At 41.4% G+C, this 22040-nt stretch carries 17 protein-coding genes; 7 read left to right on the top strand and 10 right to left on the bottom strand.

Translation table 11 applies throughout. The features are described 5' to 3' along the window. Positions 1–178: 178 nt before the first annotated feature. Positions 179–1312: a patatin-like phospholipase family protein gene (locus ACRWQN_RS04220; protein ID WP_434930557.1), complete on the top strand. Its 1134-nt coding sequence runs from the start codon at positions 179–181 to the stop codon at positions 1310–1312. A gap of 55 nt (positions 1313–1367) precedes the next feature. Here the strand turns inward: ACRWQN_RS04220 and ACRWQN_RS04215 are convergent, their stop codons facing one another. From ACRWQN_RS04215 to ACRWQN_RS04190, 6 genes are all read right to left on the bottom strand, one after another. Further along, positions 1368–2246, bottom strand: coding sequence for a substrate-binding periplasmic protein (locus ACRWQN_RS04215; protein WP_434939872.1), 879 nt, complete (start codon positions 2244–2246; stop codon positions 1368–1370). A gap of 471 nt (positions 2247–2717) precedes the next feature. After that, entirely contained in the window at positions 2718–3890 is a 1173-nt protein-coding gene (locus ACRWQN_RS04210; protein WP_434939871.1) for a serine hydrolase domain-containing protein, read from the bottom strand. Positions 3891–4058: 168 nt separating this feature from the next. Continuing rightward, entirely contained in the window at positions 4059–5522 is a 1464-nt protein-coding gene (katB, locus tag ACRWQN_RS04205; protein ID WP_434939870.1) for a catalase KatB, read from the bottom strand. Between the two features lie 248 nt (positions 5523–5770). Beyond that, entirely contained in the window at positions 5771–6019 is a 249-nt protein-coding gene (locus ACRWQN_RS04200) for a YgjV family protein (protein ID WP_226411347.1), read from the bottom strand. Between the two features lie 109 nt (positions 6020–6128). Continuing rightward, complete coding sequence (locus ACRWQN_RS04195; RefSeq protein WP_226411349.1) at positions 6129–6566, bottom strand: PaaI family thioesterase; 438 nt, start codon at positions 6564–6566, stop codon at positions 6129–6131. Positions 6567–6745: 179 nt separating this feature from the next. Further along, the gene (locus tag ACRWQN_RS04190; RefSeq protein WP_434939869.1) at positions 6746–9256 is read right to left on the bottom strand and encodes a S8 family serine peptidase; all 2511 of its coding nucleotides are present in this window, start codon (positions 9254–9256) and stop codon (positions 6746–6748) included. A gap of 410 nt (positions 9257–9666) precedes the next feature. On the opposite strand from ACRWQN_RS04190, the gene ACRWQN_RS04185 reads away from it, so the two are divergent. Both ACRWQN_RS04185 and ACRWQN_RS04180 read left to right on the top strand, forming a co-directional pair. Beyond that, positions 9667–10104 carry a curlin gene (locus ACRWQN_RS04185; protein ID WP_434939868.1) on the top strand — a complete coding sequence of 146 codons (438 nt, stop codon included), beginning with the start codon at positions 9667–9669 and terminating at the stop codon, positions 10102–10104. A gap of 14 nt (positions 10105–10118) precedes the next feature. Next, positions 10119–11606, top strand: a complete 1488-nt coding sequence (locus ACRWQN_RS04180) for a curlin (protein WP_434939867.1) — start codon at positions 10119–10121, stop codon at positions 11604–11606. A gap of 207 nt (positions 11607–11813) precedes the next feature. On the opposite strand, the gene ACRWQN_RS04175 is transcribed toward ACRWQN_RS04180, so the two are convergent. Next, positions 11814–12482, bottom strand: a complete 669-nt coding sequence (locus ACRWQN_RS04175; protein WP_434939866.1) for a response regulator transcription factor — start codon at positions 12480–12482, stop codon at positions 11814–11816. Positions 12483–12767: 285 nt separating this feature from the next. After that, entirely contained in the window at positions 12768–13361 is a 594-nt protein-coding gene (locus ACRWQN_RS04170; protein WP_434940592.1) for a DUF2238 domain-containing protein, read from the bottom strand. Between the two features lie 297 nt (positions 13362–13658). On the opposite strand from ACRWQN_RS04170, the gene serA reads away from it, so the two are divergent. Further along, positions 13659–14888, top strand: a complete 1230-nt coding sequence (gene serA, locus ACRWQN_RS04165) for a phosphoglycerate dehydrogenase (RefSeq protein ID WP_434939865.1) — start codon at positions 13659–13661, stop codon at positions 14886–14888. Positions 14889–15031: 143 nt separating this feature from the next. Next, entirely contained in the window at positions 15032–15997 is a 966-nt protein-coding gene (gene ygfZ / locus ACRWQN_RS04160) for a tRNA-modifying protein YgfZ (protein WP_434939864.1), read from the top strand. 470 nt (positions 15998–16467) lie between these two features. On the opposite strand, the gene ACRWQN_RS04155 is transcribed toward ygfZ, so the two are convergent. Next, a complete protein-coding gene (locus ACRWQN_RS04155) occupies positions 16468–16917 on the bottom strand; it encodes a hypothetical protein (protein ID WP_434939863.1) in 450 nt (149 codons plus the stop codon). Between the two features lie 216 nt (positions 16918–17133). Next, positions 17134–19461, bottom strand: coding sequence for a S9 family peptidase (locus ACRWQN_RS04150; RefSeq protein WP_434939862.1), 2328 nt, complete (start codon positions 19459–19461; stop codon positions 17134–17136). Between the two features lie 192 nt (positions 19462–19653). On the opposite strand from ACRWQN_RS04150, the gene ACRWQN_RS04145 reads away from it, so the two are divergent. Both ACRWQN_RS04145 and ACRWQN_RS04140 read left to right on the top strand, forming a co-directional pair. Continuing rightward, a complete protein-coding gene (locus tag ACRWQN_RS04145) occupies positions 19654–20646 on the top strand; it encodes a class 1 fructose-bisphosphatase (protein WP_434939861.1) in 993 nt (330 codons plus the stop codon). Positions 20647–20931: 285 nt separating this feature from the next. After that, on the top strand, positions 20932–21993 hold the full coding sequence (locus ACRWQN_RS04140) for a hypothetical protein (protein ID WP_434939860.1): 1062 nt from the start codon (positions 20932–20934) through the stop codon (positions 21991–21993). Positions 21994–22040 lie beyond the last annotated feature (47 nt).

The raw sequence follows: 22040 nt of genomic DNA, 5'->3' as shown, positions 1-22040 counted from the left end.
ATCAGCATATTTTATTGTTAAAATTATGCAAACAATCTTATATAACCTGTAACTTGTTCTATGCTTACAAGGTACTAGAACGGATAACTAGGTGAATCTAGGTCATATGGGACATGACTATTAATAAGCACATGTAATAACCATTTCATGAAGATAATAACTCAAAAGAGATCTTACTATGACCAAACGAGCCTTAGTGTTATCCGGTGGCGGTGCTAGAGGTGCTTATCAGGTCGGTGTACTTAAGGCGATAGCTGATTTACACAACAAAAATGCGCACAACCCTTTCTCAATTATTAGCGGGACGTCATCGGGTGCAATTAATGCCGTAGGTCTGGCGGCTTCAGCTAACAATTTTCGTCTTGCGGTCAAAAAGGTTGAATATTTTTGGCAGCACATCACAGTAGATCGGGTTTATAAAGCGGGGGCATGGGATCTGCTCAAAAGTGGCGGCACCCTATTATCGTCCATGCTAAATCAAGGCATTGGCATGAATCGTCCGTTGGCTTTTTTAAATAATGATCCATTAAGAGCCCTACTCGCGCACACCATACAATTTAAAAATATACAAAAACGCATTGATGCCGGCTATTTGGATGCTGTCGCTATTAACGCCACAGGATACACATCAGGAGAGTCGGTCAGTTTTTTCCAAGGTAAATCAGACATCAAAGGCTGGCGCAAAGGCCGCAGAGTGGGGGTGCCAACACGATTAGCAGTTCAACATCTTATGGCTTCATCTGCCATTCCTACAATATTTCCCGCTGAAAAGGTTAGCCGAGAATATTTTGGCGATGGTGCCTTAAGACAACTAGCGCCACTGAGTCCTGCACTTAAATTTGGTGCAGATAAAATCTTGGTCATAGGGGTCAGTGGTAACGCGGGAGTTATTCCCAAACGTGAAACCACCACCCATTCGCCTTCGCTTGCACAAATGGTAGGGCACTTATTTAATAGCGCCTTTGTCGATAGCTTAGAGCATGATGTGGATATCATGCTAAGAATGAACGATCTGATTCGAATCACTCAAAATCAAGTAGCCTATACTGAACAAGGTGAAGTTCGGGCAGTTAATTTGTTAGCGCTAAATCCTAGAGTGGAATTCGATAAAGTCGCCGCTAAGCACGTGCACACCATGCCATTTGCCATGCGATCCTTGATGAAAACCACAGGCGCGACGGGTAAGGGAGGCGGCGCTAGTTTTGCCAGTTACTTGCTGTTTGAACCCGGATTTTGTAGCGAACTGATTAGCAAAGGCTATCAGGATGCTATGGAAGAAGAAGCCGCTATTAGAGAGTTTTTTCTTGATTAACAGCCCAACTAATTAAAATCACCCGACCATTAATGTAAAAAAACCATGATTGAGATTATTCCTCGGCATACCGATTAGCACCGATCTTTTGTTGATGCTTGTTGAGTAATTTAGCCAATTCGCCACTGCTTTCCATTTTACGCACTGAGGCATTAAAAAGGCTAAGGATCATGTCTTGATGTAATGACTTTCTTGATACCAGCATATGAAAACTTTCTTTTACATTGTTGGGTGTTGGCCTAGATACCAAGTCTGGCGGCATAAGATCATGTTGTTTCAGGGCTAAGGTGCCATAAAATGCCTCCTTACGGTCAAGAAAGAATTTACAGCGATTTTTCTTGAGCATGTCTGACAAATGGCTCATGTAGGGAGTCTCTATTAGGCCTAAGTGTGGCGGCCAGCCAAACTGTACATAATTAAAGCCCTTTATTCCACATACCTGACCGTACTTCGACAGGTCTTCCAATTTTTCAATGATAGGTTCTGAAATAAAGCTACTTTTAAGGTAAAAGTAGCTTGGCGTGAGATAATAATAGGCTTCGGAGGCACGAAAATCGATTTCTCGTTTGGCATTGAGCGATGCACTCATGGCTGCATCAATCGAACCATTACGCAAAGAATGCAAGCATCGCACCCAAGGACGTACCTGAATTTCATATTCAAAAGCTGTTGAGGAAAAAACTAAAGCCAATAACTCAACATCATAACCATCACTAACGGAGGTAGGTTTGCCATTTTCTCGAATAAAATAATTAAAAGGTGGAAATTCAGTATCTTCGATACAAAATTTTAATACAGTAGATGATTGTGATTTTGTTTGTTTAGCAAATGCTGTTGTGGCTGAGAATAAGCTCAATAAACAAACGACTGATAATACCAACAATAATCGCGCTAGCAATCCTTTGACCAAATGAAAAAATAATAAAAGCTGCATATCACCTCGGTGCGGGTAAAACGCTAAATATCCTTATTCTGCTTAAAGTATAGCGCCTGAAATCAATTACCATTATTAGCAAGAGTCACTAAAGCATAGTTGAGTATTTAATATTTATCCTACAAAGTTGGTGGTATATCCAGTACTGCTTGTTTCCTCGTTCTGCTCGCTAAATACCAATTGCAACAATCACACTAATCACACTAATCACACTCACCATAAAATGGAAATTTTGGCACTACCAATTGGTAATATTAATCATCTATAGTATCGGCCGTCTTCAAAGCAACAGCGCTCTAAAGAATCTAAGTGCATAAATTTAAACCAATTTAATACCAAAACAATCGGTTTAGGGGTAGCAATGTTTAACACTAAAACTCGGCCAAGGGGCTTGTTGGAATGCAACCAAAGTGACATAAGAACGGCATGGATACGGCTGCAGAACATATTAAATCGCTAAACTGACTCAGTTCACATTAGATGTGACTTTTTGGTGAGCAATAAATTGCTCCGAATGGCTTGGCGTATCTGGGTGTGAAGTTCAAAAACGCGACTAAGATCATTTAGATTTAAGGATAGGTTTTCTAACATAACCAGATCAAGATTAAATTCAGGGTAATGAAGTGACATAGACATATATCCAGGTAAATAGCCTGTATGGCTGTATTCTGTGATGCCATCTTCTGTATTGATTCTAAGCCCATAGCCGTAACTCATATTCGGCCATAAAAATTTAATACGGGTATGAGAGCGTGTCATAAGTTCATAGCTTTTAGGGCTGATAAGTTTTCCTGAGTGTAATTGATGCTGAAATTCGGCAAACGCCGCAACAGATGCAATCAATCCTCCAGCGGGAAGTAATGATGCGTCAATAACCAGATTTGCAGGCGCAAGAACATCCGATTCATTCAAGCCTATAGCCAGCGAAGCCAGGTTTTGTCGAATGGTTTCAATACTGCCTACTTTCGCATAAAGTCCGTTGAGCTTATTAACCTGTGAAAATTGAGCAATCTGCATAGCAAATGATTGTTGATTTACCTTTTCGAGCAGTTGACCTAAAAGCGCATAACCAAAGTTGGAGTATTCAAATTGGCTCCCTGGCTCAAATCGATTGGGCTTGCCGAGTTCATCCACTCCCGATGTGTGGCTAAGCAGATGGTGTATGGTAATTCTTTCATCATATTGGTTGGGAAGAAATGAAGATGCACTTTTATCGGAATTCGTCTCAATGCCATGTTGAAGCTTTCTTTTATCCAGTGTTACATGGTCAAAAAGATAACGATTAAGTGAGTGATTTAAGCCGAGCTTGCCAGCATCAACAGCTTGTAATACCAAAGTTGCGGTGATTTGTTTAGAGAGTGATGCCATGACGAAGCTTGACGCTTGATGAATGCCTTCACCTTTTTGCAGTTCGAAAAGTGGTATCCCATTTTCGAGTAACATAACGCTGCCACTGAATGGCTGCAATGAATCATTTATAGCGGCTTGGATTAAGGTATTGATATCTTGTAGTTTTGGTACTGTTTTAATGCTTGCATCTTTAGAAAGATTATCGCCTTGTAACAGGGAGGTATTGCTATAGCTGTAACCACTTAGTAATAACAAAACACTGAACAGAATTGTAGCGACTACGCGAAGATTCATGGGTTATCCTTAACTTTAATAGCAATAATGAATTTAATATCTAAGGGTGCAAGCTTTGCACAACCTAGTTGCATGAATAACAAACCGCACACGCTAAAAAGGACTGAATAATTTCAGTCCTTTTTATGTACCAATATAAATGCCATCAGCACTAACTTAACGGGTTTGCTATAAGCCTAATGCCTTTGCAATGCGCTGGCCATAATTATCATCTGCTTGGCTAAAATGTGCGACCATTTTTTGCTGCACATCGAGGCTTGCTTGAATAAGCGATCCGCTAATCGTGTCAATTAAGCGTTGTTTTTCATCCGCTGAGAACATGCGATACAAATTACCCGCCTGGCTAAAGTCATCTTGATTGTAACGACTATAGCGTGCAGCTTCTCCGTCTAAACGCAGTGGTGGCTCGGCAAAATTAGTCACTTCCTGCAATGGTGTTGTTGAAGTGTTCGGACCATAGTTAGCGCTCGCATCACCACCGGTTTGACTACCATTAAATGGACATTGAGTTCCCGCCATTGCCCCACCACGTTGATGATGGTTGGCTTTAGCTGCATGCGGACAGTTAACCGGTAACTGATTATAGTTTGCCCCTATGCGATAACGTTGGGCATCGGCATAGGCAAACAAGCGCGCTTGCAACATCTTATCTGGCGATGCGCCTACACCAGGCACTAAGTTACTTGGCGATAGTGCCACTTGTTCCACTTCGGCAAAGTAGTTTTCTGGCATGCGGTTCAGCTCAAGTTCACCTATTTCAATCAATGGATAATCAGAGTGCGGCCATACTTTGGTTAAATCAAACGGGTTAATAGCATAAGTATTGGCTTCTGCCTCTGGCATAATTTGCACATTAACCGCCCATTTAGGGAAGTTTTTGTCAGCGAGCGCGGCTACCATGTCACGTTGTGAAGAATCAGGATCTATTCCCTTTAGCTTATCTGCTTGCTCATTGGTTAAATTAACTACGCCTTGTTGAGACTTGAAGTGAAACTTAACCCAAAAGCGCTCACCTTTGGCATTCCAAAGTGAAAATGTGTGTGACCCATAGCCGTGCATTTGACGGTAATTTGCAGGAATGCCTCGATCAGACATTAATATGGTGACTTGATGCAGGGCTTCTGGGTTTTGCGCCCAAAAATCCCACATGGCTTGTGGATCTTTTAGGTTAGTTTGTGGGTGACGTTTTTGAGTGTGGATAAAATCAGGAAACTTAATACCATCACGTAGAAAGAATGTCGGGGTATTATTGCCCACAATGTCATGATTACCACGGGCGGTATAAAAACGTAATCCAAAACCGCGAGGATCACGTTCTGCATCTGCTGATCCCATTTCGCCACCTACGGTAGAGAAGCGCACAAAAGTTTCTGTTTGCTTACCCACACCGTTAAAATGATCTGCTATGGTGTAGTCACTTAAATCTTTAGTCAGCGTAAAAACGCCATAAACACCTGTACCTTTAGCATGTACGATACGCTCAGGAATACGCTCGCGATTAAAGTGCGCCAGCTTTTCAATCAAATGCCAATCTTGCAGTAAAAGAGGCCCCCTTTCACCTGCTGAAAGAGAGTTTTGATCATCCGCTATTGGTGCACCATTTTGACTGGTTAAATAATTTACATTGCTCATTTATATTCCCCTAATTACTTTCAAGTAACCACTGTTCGATTAAGTCGTAAACGGTTGCCATTGTGTTTCCCTCGGCTGTCGTTATCGTATAAAGCGATAATATAGAATAATAGTAAACAATAAAAACGATTAAAATAGATAGTAACAATCGATTATGATAATCAGGAGAGTATATAAGAAAGTAAGAACCGATTAAAAATGCAATAAAAAGCCGAAGCATGCTTCGGCGTTGTCGCAAAATAACAAGGTTATTCTGAAGATGGTTCCGCTGCAGGCTCGCGATACAATTTTACTAAATAATAAGCATCAATTAACACAATGAAAAAATTCACTAACGCGACTGGAATAGCATCAATCGCTAAACCATAGGCAACAAATAACGCTGCGCCGACTAAGTTCCACCAGCGAAGTTTTTTTATATTCGCCATCATTAAGGATATCGCCACCACTACCGAAGCAAGATACCCCACCCATTCCCAAACTGTTGCTGTATCCATATTTATTCCCCTATCACGCTGTTTTATTGAGTATAGTCTGGGTCTGTGGATCTTCCATGCTAAAATTCATCTCAACATACCTATAGATTTTAGCTCAATATGATGAGGTCTAACGTTCAACAACCGCAGCTGTCATCCGTGAGATACAACATAAATCATTAGCACTGTTATGGATTAAAATTTCCCACACTGAACTGCGTTTGCCTATATGAACTGGCTTTGCTGTGGCAGTTAATGTGCCATTGCGAGAGGCTTTTAAATGGTTTGCGTTAATTTCCTGGCCAACACAATAGAACTTGGTGAAATCAACAACAAAGTTTGCTGCATAACTGGCAACGGTTTCAGCAAGCGCGATGTTTGCACCACCATGCACTATACCAAGTGGGTTGTGTACACTAGGGTCGGCGGGCATAGTGGCCTTAAGATAGTCATCACCAATTTCGGTAATTTTAATCCCTAGGGTTTGCATCAGTGTGCCTTTGCCATTCATCCCTGCATCTAAGCGCTCGCAATCTGCAAGTGTTACTTCTCTAAACCAAATACTCATTGAATACATCCAGTTAACAATTGTTTTTCCAGTGTACTGTGAGATGGTATCAGAAGAAATAATTAACTGGTAAATTGCGCTTTATAATTCATATACTGTATTACTCGCAATAAAAAAGGGAGCAGAAATGCTCCCTAATTATCTCTTACATTAAGTAAGTTAACTCAATTTTTTATCACTTAAAACTGTGCTACAAAAGAATCTGAACACAAGGTGCTCGATGCTTGACAGATTTTGTATGTTACCGAGCTTGCCGTTGTACTGAAACGGTCACGGTAACGCCCATCGTTATCTGTGGTAGTAATCATCTCATCATCACGATACACATCGACAGTTCCACCAACAGCCCCGTCCCAACTCAGGTCAACAAGTGCACTACCACGGCGTGAGACTAATACCCGAGAAACATAGGCTTCAATACTGTGTGCAAACACTTCGACATCCATCATGGTGGCGTTAGTATTTCCTTCAGCATCAGTTACCGTCAAGCTCACTGTGTAAACACCTGCTGCGGCATAGCTGTACACAGGATTTGCATCAGCTGAGATTGAACCGTCACCAAAGTCCCAGGAATAGGTAGTTATGTCATTATTGGCATCTGAACTCGTGTCAGTAAAGCTGACATTTAATCCATCAATCACATATTCAAATCCTGCAACAGGGGCAGCTGGAGCTGAGTCACCTACACCCGAAATGGTGAGCCCCCAACTATTCAGTGTCCCCGTATCTGCGCCAACATTATCAGACACAGATAATGTCCAATCGCCCATGGCCATTTCACCGTTAAATGCACTTAAATCCCATGATTTAACAATATTATCAGCACTGCCGCCATCACGATTATGCAGAACAGCTTCAGTCCCGTTGGGCGATGTTAAAGTAACAATTAAATCGCCTATCCAAGTATGAGAGATATCAACATTTGCCGCTAATCCAAAAACTGCAATATCATCAGCAACATTAATTGTGCTACTAATACCTACGGCATTGTTATCAGGAATATCCACTGGAGAATTATTGCTATAAGGGAAATCACTCAGCCCTTGTGGATAAACGGCTAGTGCTACTGATTTGGTTTTAACAGTTGCACCATCATCTCCTGTTACCGTAATAACGTAATCACCCCAGGCTGCATTTGCTTCAGTTACTACATCAACAGTAAAGTCATCACCAGCACCAACTGATGCGCTTGATAAGCTCACGCCATTTAAGCTAGGTGATACATCAACCGTCAATGCGACATTGCCATTCCAACCAGCTACGCTGCCTAGACTAAAATCATAACTTACTGCACTGCCCGCCTCCACTTCTTGTAATGCGGGTGAGGCAGTAAAGCGATAACCTGGTGCTGGGTTTGCTTGGTCAAGGGCTGATGCCACATTTAAACGCGTACCAGCTACTGTTAGTCCTGTTAATGACGCATTAGAATCACCCGATGCCATCAGTAACTCTTTCATTTCTTCGGCGCTAAGATCTGGATTAAGTGACCACACCAAAGCCGCCGCACCTGTAACATGGGGCGTTGCCATTGATGTACCAGAATAAGTATCATAACTGCCACCAGGTACTGTGGACAAGATAGCCGAACCAGGAGCGCCCATATCAACGCTGGTTAAACCCCATTGAGAAAAGCCTGACATATTGTCATTGCGATCAGTACTGGCGATGGCCATTATGGCATCTGAATCGTAACTTGCTGGATAACTAGGTGTAACATCATTATCGTATGCGTCATTACCCGCTGCTGCTAAGAACAAAATTCCTGCATCACCTGCTGAATCTATAGAATCTTTAAGCGCTTGGCTAAAGCCACCACCGCCCCATGAATTGTTTGTCGCTTTAACATCGACACCATGGTTTAGCTTGAGATTTGTCATGTAATCAATACAGGCAATTGCGGCTGCAGTTGTACCTGAACCACTTGCATCTAAGAACTGACAACCAATAATACTAACATCCCAGTTAACGCCAACGACACCGACACCATTGTTACCTTTAGCGCCAATAGTGCCCGAAACATGTGTACCGTGGCCATTGCCATCCATTGGATCACCAGTATTGGCATTTGCGTTATAGCCGTGAATATCATCAATAACACCATTACCATCATCATCGATACCATTACCCGCGATTTCACCAGGATTTACCCACATATTCGCTTGCAAATCAGGATGATTATAATCCACCCCAGTATCAATTACGCCAACAACCACATTACGGTCACCCGTTGACGTATTCCAGGCTAACACGGCATCAATATCGGCACCGGCTAATCCACCGGATTGGCCGGTGTTATGTAAGCCCCAAAGGTCAACAAAACTTGGGTCATCGGGAACACCTATTGCGCGGACAATGTAGTTTGGCTCGGCATATTTAACCGCCGGATGTTTGCTGATCATTTTGATCGCTTGCTCAACATTAGCACCATTTCTTAGACTTAAACGAGCCAACTTTCCATTCAAAAGGTGACTGAATTTATCATCCACCCCATCTGCATTGATGTCTTTAATGGTTGCGCCAACAAGCTTTTGCGCTGACGAACGTTCAAATTTAGTTACATTGTCTTTATACACCACCAAGATGGTATCTTGCTGGTAAGTCACTGCTTGCTTAGCCATCACTGGCACTGCGGAAGTCATTGCCATTGCAGACGCTATGGCTAACGCTACGGGTGTTATTTTAATCGACATATACTGGTTTCCTATCATCCTTTTTGATTCCAGAACCGGTACTGCTGAATATATCAAAAGAGTGTCTTCTGACCCATGAAAGACATATTCATCCGGCAATTTTATTACCCACAGATTGTTGCCACATAGTCACAAGTTTGAAAAGAATGACTTGGATAATTACAACTTTACGGCTAAGTCAGTCAACCTAACCCTTTAGAATGTATTTTAATAAAATTAAAAATAAACCATTGTAAATAAACAACAATAAACAAATAACCCATCAGAAAAACTGCATTCTACATCCGCTAATTAATACCCTTTAGTCCAATTGTGAGGCAATTATTAACCCCGTAAGTTAGTCGAGTTAATTTGGCTCTATCTAATGAGTCATTGCCGAAACGTTTCACGTAATGCAAAGGAGTGTGATCATGCAGATTTCAATGGCAAAAACATTGTGCATCGCCCTCCTGCTGCCAAGCTTCGTACTAACCACTTATGCACAAGACGTTAAATCAGATCAACTTGATCTAAATTTACCGATCACATTGCAAGCGCTGTTAGAAAATAATGGTCGTGGCGACATGATCAATATCATCCAACAGGGCATGCTAAACCAAGCCAGTGTTATACAGGCAGGAGAACTCAACCAAGCGTTTATTTTGCAGCGAGGTGAAGGGAATCAAGCTTATATTGCTCAATATGGTGTGAATAATGAAGTCGAGCTGCTACAAGCAGGCGAGCAGAATAATGCGTCGATTACTCAAACAGGGAATGATAATCGAGTACAACTAAATCAACTAGGAAGTGCAAACTTCTCAATTGAACAGATTGCAGATGGTGCTGCAATCACAATTACACAATACTAAACAGGGAGCGTCACATGAAATCGCAAACAACTAAAACCTTATTAGCTTTAGCCATTGCAGCAAGTCTGTCTTCACAAGCTTTTGCTAGTGATAACAGCGACATTAGCATTATGCAAGACGGTGCTGGCCAGGATGTAAAATCTGAGCAAACAGGTTCTCTAAATGTATCTGATGTTAGTCAAACTGGTAACGATCAAAGCGCGATCATTGCTCAAGATGGTGTGTGGTTAGAGTCTTACGTGACGTCAGTTGGAGATGAAAATGAAGTTGAAGTTAATCAAACTGCTGACTGGCATATTTCTAATGTTGCCTTAGAAGGCGATGAGAACTTCACTAAAGTCACTCAAGATGGTTTTTTCAACCAAAGTGATGTGCAAATTACAGGTAATGTCAACAATGTCGATGTTGAACAAGTAGGTGGATTGAATGAAAGTATTGTTGAATTACTTGGCGATAACAATAGCAGCAAAATTAGCCAGCAAGGTGATAACAACTATGGCGTCTTTCGCGTTCAAGGCAATGATAACGATGGTGATACAACCCAAATTGGCAACGGCAACCAAGCAGGTTTAATTGCATTAGATTTAACTCCTAATGTAGGCAATAACAACGATGTGACCACTTATCAAGAAGGCGACAGCAACTTAGCTGCCGTTCGTGGCATTTTAGGTAATAACAACACTGTTGATATTGAACAGGTTGGCAATCTAAATACCGGTTTTGTTTACTCACTTTCAGGTTCAGATAACGATATTAATATTGAACAAGAAGGTGACAATAATAATGCCGTACTAGAGTTCACTACTGGTAACGATAATGATATGGAGATTGATCAAAAAGGCCAAAACAACACTGTTGGAGAAACATTTGTAGCGGCTGTAAATGGTTCTGACAACATTATCGATATTGAGCAACATGGTGACAATAACCTAACTGAATTTGAAGTTATTGGCGATCAAAATGATGCTGATCTAGAGCAGGAAGGTGATAATAACTATGCTGCATTCGGTGCTTACGGCGATGATAACCATTTCAATCTTTCATCGGATGGAAATCAAAACACCATAGAAGCATTAGCAGATGGTAATGATAATTTAATTGATATCGATCAAGAGGGTGATATTAACTTTGGCCATGTTGATATTCTCGGCAATGATAACAAAGTGGATGTTGAACAAGATGGCACTGATAATGAAGCCATAGTCTCTGTTCTAGGCGATCTTAATACTCAAGTGGATGTCACTCAAGTGGGTGATCTCAACCTGGTTGATTTACTGGTTATGGGCAATGAAAACTTAGTTGATATCATGCAATCAGGTAATGGTAACTGGGTGGGTGGTGAATCGAGTGGAGCTTTCACTGTAGAGGGTGATAACAACAGCTTCATGGTGACACAAACGGGTAATGATAACCTAGTGACAGGCTCGCAAACTGGTTTTGATAACACGATTAATGTCTCACAAACAGGTAATTTCAACAGCGCGTTAGTCATTCAAAACTAAACTATAGATATAACGTGTAATAAATCACACTAAAATGCAAAAAGGGAGCAATTATATTGCTCCCTTTTATTTACCGTTACTCATTGAGTTCACTCCAATATCTCAATTAATCCTACTGACACCTAACCGATTAAATTAACTAAGCCAACTCAATAACCCAGCAAACTCAATCAGCTACATAAACGCCAAAAGGCAGCCTTAACGGTCCTAACTTACCAATTCAAAATGAGTTTGATAAGTTTGTGCCCAGCGTAGTAATTCAACCCTATTTCGAGATTGTGTTTTGCGAAACACAGAAGAGATATGCGCTTTTACAGTATGCTCACTAATACATAAGCGATGGGCAATTTCTTTATTCCTCGCACCACTAGAGACTAGCTGAATAATGGTCCGTTCTCGGTTAGTCAGCATTTGTAACATAGCAACCGTATCCGCTGGAATGTCATTATTATGATCAAGTTTTTGAACTAAGCGCCTGAAAATTTTACTGATCAATGGCCTGTCGTACCAAAGCTCATCAGATACCATTTTACGTAAACCAGTTAACATTAAATCCATACGTTGATCTGAATATAGCAATCCGCGCACTCCCAATAATAAGGCAGACTCTTGATCTAATGATCCACGCTCTACTTGATATAAGGCAACTGGGACGTGATTAACAATACGTGACACCAATAAAGGAATACCTTTGCTATCAAGGGCTGCACCTTTTTGGGCTACAAGGTAGAAACTATTAGACTTTTTCTCAAGCTCTAATTCAGCTGCATTTTTCACAATGCGTGTCTTTAAGCCTATTGATTCAGCAAGAATGGCTAAATGGCAAGGTGCCGATAATTGGTGTAGAAAAACCAATTCATATGTATTGGAACTCATCACTCTTCTCCCTGAAAAGTTTAATTTTGTTCAAGTGCTCCTAAGTATTAGGGTTTACCCACATCATCAATAAGCTAAAATGCTTAATACTTGAACATCATCCTGTGTTTGATTTTATACCTAAATCTTACCTTGAAGCCAGATACAATTACTCATAAACGCCCAGAATAAGGTAAATGGATAAACTGAGTAACAAGGGTAGTAGAAATTAACTAGAACAATAATAAATTTTATCAGCCAAAAGTATTAATCGTATTTTTGACTGATAAATCATAAGGTTTTTAACTAGGGCTTAATAGCGACATTTAAATTTTGAATTTGTCGATTATGCAGACGAGTTAATAAGACTAATCCACAAATACCGCCAATCAAGGCTAAAAACATGTCAGACTGGGTATCCCATACATAGCCTTGGGTGCCTAAAAAGGCTTCGGCATTTTCACCCGTTGCGGCGGCAACCCACCATTCTATTAGTTCATAGAATGCAGAGAACGCTAATACAAAACATACCGACAAAAACTGGCACCAAGCTCCCAACTGAAGTACTCCGTTACGCAACATTATTTCTCTGGCGACAATAACAGGCACAAAACCTTGGGCAAAATGACCGACTTTGTCATAGTTGTTTCGCTCACTGCCCATCACTTGCGCTAACCAGTCAAATAACGGTACTTCAGCATAGGTAAATCTCGCTCCAACCATTAATACTATGCAATGAAATAAAATTAGCCAATAGGCCAAAGGGGTTAATGGGAAGCGGCTTCGAGTAAAAAATAACAGTGGTAACGCGATTAAAGCGGGTATCGCTTCTAACCACCAAGTGAACATATCTTTGGGATCACTCACGGACCAAAGTAGCACCGCGACATAAATTACCATCCATATAACTTTATTCAGCAATGTAAATTCCTCTTATTCGATATTGTTCTAGAATTAGAATATTAACTTTAGCCATCTAGCCCTCCACAACTGGCCAAAAAAGTGCTACTTTGACTAGGCGCTGGAAGTCGCAAATTATTCCCAAAGTAGAATTGACCTTATTGGCCGTTTCTAAGGTTAGTAACTTGACGCCGCTTGGGAACAGATATCAAGCATAAACTAATTGATATTATAAGCATAAGTACTAATTTAACTAGGTACTAAATCAGCAATTATACATTAGAGGGTACCCATATCATGGCGAAACATTCGCTTGACAAGGATAAGATAAAAATCCTGCTGTTGGAGGGCGTCCACCAAAGTGCGGTAGATGTACTAGAAAGAGCAGGCTATACCAACATTGAATATCACAAAGCCTCACTAGGCGAAAGTGAGTTATTGGAGTCCATCAAGGATGCCCATTTCGTTGGTTTACGCTCGCGCACTCAATTAACTGCTGAAGTACTTAGCCATGCAGAAAAGCTGGTTGCCATTGGCTGTTTTTGTATTGGAACCAACCAAGTTGATCTTGCTGCTGCAGAAAAACTCGGTGTGCCTGTTTTCAACGCGCCATTTTCTAACACCCGCAGCGTAGCTGAATTAGTCATTGGTGAGATCATCATGCTAATGCGCGGCATTCCGCAGCGTAACGCTCAATGTCATCGTGGCGGCTGGTTAAAAAGCGCTAACGGTAGTGTTGAAGTAAGAGGGAAAACCTTAGGTGTGATTGGTTACGGCCATATTGGCACTCAGCTAGGCATTTTGGCTGAAACCTTAGGTATGCGCGTTATTTTCTTTGATATTGAAGATAAATTACCCCTTGGCAATGCATCTCAAGTTCATAGCCTAGAAAAACTGCTCGCTATTGCTGACGTTGTAAGCTTACATGTTCCTGAAACCCCACAAACTAAAGATATGTTTGGTGAAAAAGAATTCAGCCAAATGCGCAAAGGCAGCTTCTTTATCAATGCTTCTCGCGGCACAGTGGTTGATATCGATGCACTTGCTGAGGCTGTTAAGTCTGAGCACATTGCAGGCGCGGCTATTGATGTGTTCCCGGTTGAGCCTAAATCAAATGACGATGAATTTGTTAGCCCACTTCGCGGCCTAGACAATGTGATATTAACACCGCATATTGGTGGCAGTACCGCTGAAGCGCAAGAAAACATTGGTATTGAAGTTGCGGGTAAACTGGCTAAATATTCAGATAATGGCTCTACGGTATCTGCCGTTAACTTCCCTGAAGTATCACTAGCACAACACGCTGGCGCTTCACGTTTACTGCACATTCACCACAACCGTCCTGGCGTGTTGATCAAAATTAACCAAGCGTTTTCGGCTAAAGGTATCAACATTGCGGCTCAGTATCTGCAAACTACCGCTGAAATTGGTTACGTGGTAATGGAAGTCGATTCTGATCAAGCTGAAGAAGCCTTAGGTGAACTGAAACTGATTGAAGGAACAATTCGTACCCGCGTATTGTTTTAATATCGATAGCGTCAGATCACAGTAACAATAAAACGGCTATCTATAATATTTAGATAGTCGTTTTTTATTGTCTTGCCTCTTTAGAGTCCCCACCGATTGGGCTACACTGCTGGCATTATGTTGCTGTATTACAGGAAAATCCTATGAGCCTTTCACTAAGTCAACCAGATTGGGCGCCCACCCAAGACACACCTGCCATAATGCTAGCTAACCTGAATCATTTAGGCCTTATAGAAGTCACTGGTGAGCAAGGTCGCACCTTTATTCACGGCCAGGTCACAACTGACATCACCTCACTTGCCACAGACCAATGGCGCTGGGGGGCGCACTGTGATGCGAAAGGTAAAATGTTAGCCAGTTTCCGCACCTTTGTATTACAAGACAGTTTATTTATGCTGATGCCCACCAGCGCATTGGCGATTGATTTACCCCAGTTAAAAAAATATTCAGTATTTAGCAAGGCTGAGTTAGTTGATGCATCAGCTAACTGGCAATTAATTGGTATTGCAGGCAGCCAAGCTAACGTTTTTGTTAAGCAACATTTTGCCGAAGTTAGCCCTGAAACTGCCAGTGAAGTCACTGTGGTTGATGGTGGTTTGCTGCTTAAAGATGGCCAGCGTTTCATTGCCATGTTAAGCCCAGAAAAAGCCCAAGCTCTTTATGCAAACCAAACCTTGTACAGCGCCGCGGCATGGCAAGCATTAGAAATTAAATCAGGTTACCCCAATATTCCTGGCGTACATGCCAATCAATACGTACCGCAAATGTGTAACGTACAGTCTATTAATGGCATCAGCTTTACTAAAGGCTGTTACATGGGCCAAGAAACCATCGCCCGTATGAAGTATCGTGGTGGTAACAAACGCGCACTGTATATCTTATCTGGGACCAGTAGCCAAACGTTAACAGAAGAAACGGTATTAGAAATCGCCCTTGAAGGCGGCTATCGTCGTGGCGGCGCTATCATTGAGTTTGTTCAGCAAGGCGATCAAGTATTACTCACGGCTGTGTTAGCCAATGACACTGAAGCAGATGCGACTTTGCGTATTGCTGGTGATGAAGAATCTGCTTTAACGATTATGCCGTTACCTTATTCGCTAGAAAATTAGGCCGAATGGTTTAATACTCTAGCTGAATAATGAAGTAGAGCCCGAAAATAGCGACTTGATTAAAACAGTGTAACAGGCACTTTTACTGATTAAGTCGCTTTTAAATTAGCGGAAGCAAACATTACCTAGGTAGAGAACAATCTAATTTGTGGTCATTTAAACGACGTTTTATACCTACTAAAATCAAGGGGATTTAGCCATATCTTCAGGCCGGTTCTGGGTCTTGGTTTTATTTATTAGACTTGATACTTGCTTTCGAGTCTGAATACAGCCAACGAACAAACTGACTAAATGGATAAAACAATAAACAAAATACTCCTGCTCTTGTTAGTATTTTTACAATATCAAATGAATCAATAAAGTACACATAAGGTAGTTCTACACCACTCATTATGTAAGCTGACAACCCACTAGCAAATAAAGTAGAAATATGACTGGCAAAATGAGAGCTCTCTTCGCTCGTTTTTTATTCAGGCATTAGCTTTTCCACTTAGCGTTAACCAATTTTGAAAAGTACCCACAGAATAGAGGACACCTATACCTAAACAAATACTTGAACTGGCAACCCAAAACGTCAAACTGTTTTCGGGAAACATCGGCATAATCATAGCAAATCCGACGCCACGAACTAAGTAAATGAAAGAGATAACGAGTAACCCAAGCTTTAGCAAAGGCAGCTTAGGTATCACTTTAGCGCCAGACAAACCATATAGCGCCCAAAGAGTTAACACTAAAACAATAATAGAAGTCACGACTGTAGGATACCAATCACCATTTTCAGCCATCCTAGCCATTTGCTCACCGGCACCAAAAAAACGATACCAGTCACCACCAAAAATGATACAACCTAAATGAGCTAAAGCTGCTACCGCACTAGACGTTGCACCCAAGATTAAAAACTTATTCTTCCCTGACGTCATCAAACCTCCCTAAATATCTATCAGCTTAAACTAACCTACATCACCGACCATTATCATATTGGGTAAATAAATTAAGCTCAATAACTCATTCTAATCAATTGAGGCTCAACACTGAAACAAGCTACCCAATACCAGTACAGCCAAAGTCTTAAACACAAAAAAAGCGAATAGGCCTAAACCGCATTCGCTTTCCTACAACATCAAATCCAAAAGCCCTTACTTCAATTGGCTATCCAAAAAGGCGGCTAACGATTTATACAAATGATTACGCACTTTCTCACCACGCATTGAATGCTTAGAACCTGGGTAATCCATCATTTGAAATAACTTACCTTCATCCTGCAAGGCTTTATACACCCGAGTGCTGTTTTCAAATAACACATTGTCATCCGCCATGCCGTGGTACATCAACAGGCCAGATTGATAGTTTTTCACATAAGGTAAAACACTGCCGGCATCATAACCCTGCTTGTTAGCCTCTGGGTTACCCATGTAGCGCTCAGTGTAATGACTGTCGTATAAGCGCCAGTCAGTGACTGGTGCGCCTGCAATAGCTGCCTTAAAGTAATCAGGGGCTTTAAATTGGCTCATCAACGCCATGTAACCACCATAACTGTGACCATAAATCGCCACATTATCGCCATCGATGAAAGGCAAACTACGCAGATAATCGACACCGGCTTTTTGATCGCGAACCTCTGCATCACCCATGTTTTGATAAATCACATATTCGAACTTTGTGCCGCGATGGGCTGAGCCGCGGTTATCTAATTGGAACACCGCATAACCTTGTTGCAATAAATACTGGGTAAAGTAATCAGCCTCGCTCCATGCATTAACCACTAATTGGGCGTGTGGCCCACCATAAACCCGCACCACTACTGGGTATTTTTTACTGTCATCAAACGGCACAGGTTTGAATAAGCGATATTGTAATATTTGCCCATCATCGGCGCTTAAGTGGCCAAACTCCGGCATTGCCCACTGGCCTGCCAGTGCATAAAGTGGGTGTGAAGCATTGACTTCATTTTGTTCAACCCAAGATAATTGCTTGCCGGACTCGTCATGTAAACTGATTTGCGGTGGCTGCTGTAAACTGCTGAAGTAATCTAGATATACTGGCTTATTTTCAGCAAATACACTCTGATGCATACCAGAGCGTTCACTAATGCGCTCGATACTTTGGCTGCCTTTAGCTAAATTAACTCGATATAAGTGACGCTCAACCACACTGTCCTTGCGACCAGAAAAATACAACCAACCTTGTTTTTCATCAACATAGTCAAGGCTATCAACCACCCACTCTCCTTGCGTTAATTGGCGTATCAGTTGACCGTTTAAATCAAATAAATAAAGGTGGTTAAAACCATCACGTTCTGACGCCCAAACTAAAGCTGATTGCTGTTTTAGAAAGTGCAGATCATTATTTAAATTAACCCAGGCATTACTGCGCTCTTTAACAATGGTTTTAATGTCAGTTGGCTTGCTAATATCCACAATGCGTAAATCTAACGCTTGTTGATTACGGCTTTGCCATTGAAATGATAAATGTTGGCTGTCTGGTAACCATTTTACTCGCGGTAAATAAATGTCTGTTTCTTTACCTAAATCAATCCATTGGATTTTGATGTCAGTGACGGATACCACGCCCAGTTCAATGGTCACATTTGGCTTACCTGCATAAGGGTAACGCTGCTCAGTAAGCTTAATACCGTCGGCATAAATCTCATTGCGGGTCACAAGTTCAACACCTGACTCATCAATGCGGGTAAAGGCAATGTGTGATTCATCTGGTGACCACCAGTAACCTGTCATTCTGTCCATTTCTTCTTGGGCGACAAACTCTGCCATGGCATTTTTAATCGGCCCTTTACCGTCTTTGGTCAACGCGATAATTTTTTTACTGGTTAAATGAAGCACAAATAGGTTTTGATCGCGCACGAAAGATACATAATTGGCTTTAGGCGACAGACGGGCATCGGTGACAAAACCTTCCCCAGTATCCAGTACAGTGACTGCGTTGCTTTTAACATCAAAAAGATACAGTTGGCCAGATGCAGGAATTAAAATTGACTGACTATCATCAGCCCAAAAGTACTCCATGATCCCTTGACCATAAATACGTTGACGCTCACGACGGGCTTTTTCTTCATCGGATAATTCATCCGCGGCTAATTTGTCCGCATCAATCAAACGACTGCGTACACCACTGCTGATCTCCATTTGCCATAGATCATAAAAACTCTGGTTATCATCTCGACCAGCAAGGTATGTCACACGTTTACCGTCTGGCGATAAACTTAACCCTCGAGGGCTGGAACCTGCCAATGCAGGTGAAGCGTGAATGCGCTCTATAGTTAATGCGCTATCGCCGCCTTTAAAACCGTTTAGCGGTAAAGTGGTGTTAAAAGTAGCGCTGTTACTTACTGCATTGTGAACATGATTAACTGATGTCATTTGGGTCGCCATAGGTGATGTACTGGCAAATAGAAAAGGCACAGCAGAAAAAGCGGCCAAGGCTTGTTGCTTCCATGTAAGGGTCATTATTATTTTTCCTAAAAAATTTTTACTCACGCATTTTGCCTTAATTAACCTTAAAACGAAAATGACTCATCAAGCGCTGAAATTTACGCCGTTCTAAGGTATGATCGCCGCCAATAAGATTCAAAAAATAATTAATTATAATCATCTTCAAGAATAACCGACCTTAACCTTAAACTTGTCATAGGAATAAGCATGCAAACTTTGGCACAAACCCTTACAACACAAGCATTAAAACCCTCTCTTACTGAACTTATATTATCGTTAGCTGACACATCTAAAGCCATTAGTGGCGCAGTGCGTCATGGTGCGTTAGCCGGGATATTAGGCGCAACAGAGCAAGAAAACATTCAAGGTGAAACACAAAAGAAATTAGATGTGATCACTAATGACATGCTTAAAGATGCGTTAAAAGCGGAAGGCAATGTACGCGGATTAGCTTCAGAAGAAGAAGATTATGTGGTTGAAGTGAGTAAACAAGGCGAGTACCTAGTGTGCTTTGACCCTTTAGACGGCTCATCAAACATTGATATTAACTCACTTGTGGGCACAATTTTCTCAATATTACCTGCACCAACGGGTGAGCTAAACGAGCAAAGTTTTTTACAAGCTGGCCGCAAGCAAGTGGCTGCCGGTTATGTGCTGTATGGTCCATCAACCATGATGGCATTAACCACAGGCCAAGGGACGCAATTTTATACCCTAAACCCTAGCAGCGGTGAGTTTTTACTGACTAATGACAATGTACAAATTACCCCTGATACCGCTGAGTTTGCGATTAATATGTCAAACCAACGTTTTTGGGAAGCGCCAATGCAAACCTATATTGCCGATTTACTATTAGGTAAAATCGGTCCTCGTGAGCAGTCATTCAACATGCGTTGGATTGCGGCTATGGTAGGTGATGTACATCGTGTACTTTGTCGTGGCGGTATTTTTACTTACCCAACAGACAACAAAAATCCAGCAAAACCATTCAAGCTACGTTTAATGTATGAAGCCAACCCAATGGCATTTTTGGTTGAACAAGCTGGCGGCAAAGCCTCTACCGGCTATGAAACGATTTTAGACATAGTGCCATCTGAAATTCATCAACGTGTGGCCGTGATTCTAGGCAGCGCCAACGAAGTGAACACCTGCTTGAGTTATCATGGCATTGATTATAGCGAAGAACCTGTAATTGATTAAGTTATAACCATTAACAAAAAACCGCCTTTCGGCGGTTTTTTTGTTTGTAAAATAATCGTGTCATCAAACTTTTGTTTGAGCCTAAGGCCTTTACTTTACAATGGTTTGGTTAACCTCTAAGTTAGCCCGCTTGACAGTTACCTAAGGACGACAACGATGTCGCGCAGTGTCCAATCTCATAAAAATACATATCTTGGGATAGTTATTGTATTTGTGCTTTTCAGCATAGGGGCTTATAGCTATATCAATTCAAACTCAAACGACGCACCCTCATCAGGATCTGTTTTGGTTTTACCGATAACATTAACAGCAGAAGCCACTGAGCCTTGGTGGAATATGTACGCTGCAATGGATAATCTCAACCACCAATTAACGCTAGGGGCTAAGTTCCCCATACTGCAGACTGAAGATGTGATCAGTATGATGCAGCTCGCTGATGCTGGTAATACGATTAGTAGCACTCTAGATAACTCTGAGCATCATGTTGATATAAAAAGATTAATGGCCATTTCCGGTGCCACATATATTATTGAAGCTAATATCACCAAAGCCAATAACGGCTATCAGTTAACCTATAATTTGCATCAAGAAAATCATCAGCAACAACAGATAATTGAGGCAGCAACAGTAGATTCATTAATGACTTTAACCGCAGCTGATATTAACCAACAGATAAACCCTAACAATACTGCACCACCTTCAACATATCATTCAAACTTTGATAATTTACAACTCATTAAAGGTCTTGGCTTTATGCAATCTGGCGACTGGACTTTTGCACAACAGCAATTAACCCAGACTATTGCTGCAGAACCTGAAAACCTACTCGCCAGACGATTATTAGCAGGACTGCAATATCAACACACCCAATATACCTTAGCTAAAGCAACGTTAACCTCAGCAATTGAACACGCTACAGCGATTAACAACGAACGTGAACTAGCAAAATTAAGACTATTACTCGCCCAGACCTACCTCGAAATGAAAGAAATTGAGCCCGCATTAGCGTTACTGTCCACTGCCAAAACGCACGCAGCCAAGGCGAATGAATGGTTATATTTAGGCTATATTGCACAACTTGCTGGTGTCATTAACCAGCGGCTTGGACGAAATGAAGAAGCAAGACTGCAATTTAAACAAGCGATTAAGTACCATCGAATGATGGGGTACCCTATTGGCCAATCACAATCACTTAATTTACTGGTTGAACTTGAAATTGTTGAACACAATTATCCCCAGGCGTATCGCGATATTGCCCGATCATTTGAACTAATCTCGGGGTTAGGGTTAACTGAAATGGAAGCAGCAACATTATCCTTAATGGCAAAAGTCGAAGATAAACGCTAAGGCAGTTAACATCATCTTGGATATCGATACGCTCTACAAAACAAAAA

The organism is Shewanella sp. HL-SH8 (genome assembly GCF_051165765.1).
Classification (GTDB): domain Bacteria; phylum Pseudomonadota; class Gammaproteobacteria; order Enterobacterales; family Shewanellaceae; genus Shewanella; species Shewanella glacialimarina.
Note: the sequence above shows the minus strand (reverse complement) of the source record. Positions and strands in the feature narration are given on the sequence as shown.